Annotated in this window: 5 protein-coding genes; 3 read left to right on the forward strand and 2 right to left on the reverse strand. The window is 30.0% G+C overall.

Annotation, left to right across the window (positions count from 1 at the left end):
* Nucleotides 1–26: 26 nt before the first annotated feature.
* Both RWS90_RS07665 and RWS90_RS07670 read right to left on the reverse strand, forming a co-directional pair.
* Nucleotides 27–164 (reverse strand): LPXTG cell wall anchor domain-containing protein, encoded by a 138-nt coding sequence (locus RWS90_RS07665; RefSeq protein WP_314550198.1) that lies wholly within the window; start codon nucleotides 162–164, stop codon nucleotides 27–29.
* Between the two features lie 17 nt (nucleotides 165–181).
* Complete coding sequence (locus RWS90_RS07670) at nucleotides 182–781, reverse strand: hypothetical protein (RefSeq protein WP_314550203.1); 600 nt, start codon at nucleotides 779–781, stop codon at nucleotides 182–184.
* A gap of 250 nt (nucleotides 782–1,031) precedes the next feature.
* Between RWS90_RS07670 and RWS90_RS07675 the strand changes: the two genes are divergently transcribed.
* The 3 genes from RWS90_RS07675 to RWS90_RS07685 form a co-directional block, all read left to right on the forward strand.
* Nucleotides 1,032–1,649, forward strand: coding sequence for a CBS domain-containing protein (locus RWS90_RS07675; RefSeq protein ID WP_314550205.1), 618 nt, complete (start codon nucleotides 1,032–1,034; stop codon nucleotides 1,647–1,649).
* 1 nt (nucleotide 1,650) lies between these two features.
* A complete protein-coding gene (locus RWS90_RS07680) occupies nucleotides 1,651–2,460 on the forward strand; it encodes a pyruvate, water dikinase regulatory protein (RefSeq protein WP_314550206.1) in 810 nt (269 codons plus the stop codon).
* A gap of 59 nt (nucleotides 2,461–2,519) precedes the next feature.
* A partial coding sequence (locus RWS90_RS07685; protein ID WP_314550208.1) for a pyruvate, phosphate dikinase occupies nucleotides 2,520–3,811 on the forward strand: 1,292 nt, incomplete at its 3' end.

Here is a 3,811-nt window from a genome sequence, read left to right on the forward strand (position 1 = left end):
GCTAGTTTTACCTAGCTTAGAGTTTATTAATCATCTTTATTATTCTTTTTTCTCCAGATTAGGAAGAAAATTATTGCGATTATTATGATTATACCAATGTATGCACCATAATTTTTAACTGCTTCTCCTGTACTAGGAAGAGTACTTAGTGATAATAGATTCATCTTAAATCCTCGTTATATTATTTTTCTTCTTCTTGTTCAGTAGTATTATTTAATACTTCAGTTTCAACACGTTCTTTTACAGTGTCTAGAGTTTCACTTGATTTATTAGCGAAATCTTCAACTTTTTCTTGAACGTTTGATGCATCAATATCTTTTTTAATGTTAGAAACTTGATCTTTAATTTTGTCGAATGAAGCCATTGCTTTTTCTTTGTATGATTCTACTGATGGTTTGAAGTCTTCAACAATTTTTTTAGCTTCTCCTAAATTTTCTTTAACTTCTGCAGTGTATTCTTTAACGTTAGAAACATGTTCTTTAATGTCTGTAATGTTAGTAGATAATTCTTTTCCGTAATCAACAGCATCGTTGTATTTGTTTTCTAAAGCGTCTTTTGCTTTCTTAAGATTTTTTACTAGGTCATTATAAAGATAGATTGCAGCTTCTTCTACACCGTTTTTCTTAGTGTAACGAATCATGCAACGTGTGTATCCATAATAATCTTTAGATTTTCTCTTAACATACTCAGCGTGTTCTTCAACCTTGTTTGGATTTTTTGAATAGTAATTAGCAACGGCTATTCCTGTACCGATTGCAAATAGTTTTGATAATTTTGACATGCGATATTTCCCCTCAATTTATTATTAAGATTATTATAACACATACACACTTAAAATTAAATAAAATAGATATCGAGTAACTCTTTTTTTATATATTTATAAATAATGTGTTTAAAATTATATATTATATGTGACTTCTGAAGTTATATTACATTTTTTAAAAAAATTATTACACATTATTTAAATTGTACTCTTGAATTAATGTGTAATATATTGTATAATACAAATTATAATACAAGAAGGAGACAGAATGAAACTTACAGAAAGACACAAAGCTATAATTGAAATAGTAAAGGATTTTCAACCGATAACAAGTGATGAGATAGCTGAAAAATTGATGCTTGGAAAGTCTACATTGAGAAATGATTTGGCAGTATTAGGGATGTTAGAAATTTTAGAAGCTAAACCAAATGTTGGATATTATTACAATTATAACTTTTCACCAGGAGAACAACGTGAAGAAGTAAAAAGTAAATTAGTAAAAGATGTAATGGGGATAGCAATAACAGCCAAAACTACAGCGAATTATTCAGATGTATTATCGAAGTTGTTTGTTTGTGATGTAGGAACAATTTTTATTGTTGATGAGAAAAATCATCTTGCAGGTGTTACATCGAGAAAGGATATGTTGAAATTAGCTAGAAATGCTGATGGACAAAACTTTCCTATAGCACTGGCTATGACTAGAGTGCCGAATGTAATATATATCTATGAAGATGAGTTAGTGAGCGATGCATTAAGAAAGTTAATTTCACATGAGATAGATTGCTTACCTGTTGTAAGAGATGAAGATGACGGGAAGGTAGTCGTTGGGAAAATATCAAAAACTACTTTAATAAAGTTATTGTTAGAGATACTGGAGGGATAATATGTTAACTGTACATATAATTTCAGATTCAATAGGAAATACGGCTAAAGATGTTGTTGATGCAGCACTAGTTCAGTTTTCTTATGGAGATGTGCAATATAAGGTATTAAAAAATTCTAATGTTTGTACTATAGAAAAAGTAGATTGTATTATATCTAATGCGAAAGAGGGCGATGTAATAGTTCAAACTTTAGTAGATGGTACTTTATCTGAGTATGTTAAGAAAAAAAGTTTAGAAAAAAATATAAAGGTTATAGATCTTTTAAGTGAAATGCTTAGTACTTTTGAAGATAAACTTGGATTAAAAGCTAAAGGGAATCCGGGTCTAAATAGGAAGATGGGAGTGGAGTATTTTAAGAGAGTTGATGCTTTGGAATTTGCTGTAAAATATGATGATGGAAAGGATATTAATGGACTAAGGGAAGCGGATATAGTTATCTTAGGAGTATCGAGAACATCAAAAACTCCTTTAAGTTTATACCTTGCAAATAGAAACATAAAGGTTATGAATGTACCGATAGTTCAAGGATTGGTATTACCAGAACAATTATATGAAGTAAAAAGAAAAATTATTGGTTTAACAAATTCTGTTGAACAACTTAATAAGTTAAGAGAGGAGAGACTTAAAACTCTTGGAGTTGATGAAAATACAGATTATACAGATGAAATTCAAATTTTTGAAGAATTAGAATATGCAATAGAAGTAATGGAAAAACTTGGATGCCCGATAATTGATGTTGAGAATAAGGCTATTGAAGAAACAGCGGAATTAATTATAGGAATCATGAGAGAACGAGGATTAGTAATTTAGTTAAGGATTATATAGAGAAATTTCATAAAGTGATGAAGTTTTTATAGGGGGATTTTAAAATGTCAAAAAAATATGTTTATAATTTTAGTGAAGGAAATAAAGATATGAGATCTTTATTAGGTGGGAAAGGTGCTAACCTTGCGGAAATGAAAAGTTTAGGTATAAATGTTCCACCCGGCTTTACTATTACTACTGAAAGTTGTAATAGTTATTATGAAAATGGGGAGAGGATTAAACCCGAAATTTTAAAACAAATTAATGAGCAACTTGAGATTTTAGAAAAAGATATTGGTAAAAAATTAGGAAGTATAGATAATCCATTATTGGTATCTGTTCGTAGTGGTGCGGTGCACTCTATGCCTGGTATGATGGATACAATTTTGAATCTTGGTTTAAATGATGAGACTACTATAGCATTAGCTAAGAAAAATAATAATTATAGATTTGCTTATGATAGTTATAGAAGATTTATTCAAATGTTTTCTGATGTAGTAATGAATGTTGAAAAGTATAAATTTGAAGAAGTTTTAACAAGAGTTAAAAATAAAAATGGCTATGAACAAGATAGTGATATGAATGAAAAGGACTTATTCAATATTGTTGAAGAGTTTAAGGAAATCTATAAAAAAGAAGTAGGTCGTGAATTTCCGATGAGTGTTAAGGAACAGCTTATGTTAGCCATAGAGGCTGTTTTTAAATCATGGAACAATAACCGTGCTAAAGTGTATAGAAGACTTCATAATATAAGTGATAAACTAGGTACTGCTGTTAATATTCAAGCTATGGTATTTGGTAATATGGGAGATAATTGTGGTACTGGTGTTTCATTTAGTAGAAATCCAGTCACTGGTGAAGATAAGTTGTTTGGTGAATATTTGATTAATGCACAAGGTGAAGATGTAGTGGCTGGTATTAGAACACCGAAGAATATTAGCATTTTGAAAGATGATATGCCACACTTATATAAAGAATTTGAGAAAATTTCTAAGAAATTAGAGAAACACTACAAAGATATGCAAGATATTGAGTTTACTATTGAGGACGGTAAACTATATATTCTTCAAACAAGGAATGCGAAAAGGACTCCAAATGCTGTTGTAGAAGTTGCTGTTTCATTGGTAGAAGAAGGTATTATTACTAAGGAAGAAGCAATCTCAAGAATAGGAACTGAAGAGATTAATAAACTTCTTCATGCCACATTTGAAGAAAAATCATTAAAAGAAGCAAAATTATTAACACAGGGATTAGCAGCCTCACCTGGAGCAGCAGTCGGTGGTATTTATTTCACAGCACAAGAAGCAGTAGAAGCGGCGAAAACAAAACCTGTTATTTTAGTAAGAGAAGAAACTTC

It is taken from the genome of uncultured Gemella sp. (assembly GCF_963529685.1).
Classification (GTDB): Bacteria; Bacillota; Bacilli; order Staphylococcales; family Gemellaceae; genus Gemella.

What these genes read in the sequence shown, in the direction of transcription:
- RWS90_RS07665 (WP_314550198.1), bottom strand. Translation starts at nt 164, where the DNA reads ATGAATCTATTATCACTAAGTACTCTTCCTAGTACAGGAGAAGCAGTT.
- RWS90_RS07670 (WP_314550203.1), bottom strand. Translation starts at nt 781, where the DNA reads ATGTCAAAATTATCAAAACTATTTGCAATCGGTACAGGAATAGCCGTT.
- RWS90_RS07675 (WP_314550205.1), top strand. Translation starts at nt 1,032, where the DNA reads ATGAAACTTACAGAAAGACACAAAGCTATAATTGAAATAGTAAAGGAT.
- RWS90_RS07680 (WP_314550206.1), top strand. Translation starts at nt 1,651, where the DNA reads ATGTTAACTGTACATATAATTTCAGATTCAATAGGAAATACGGCTAAA.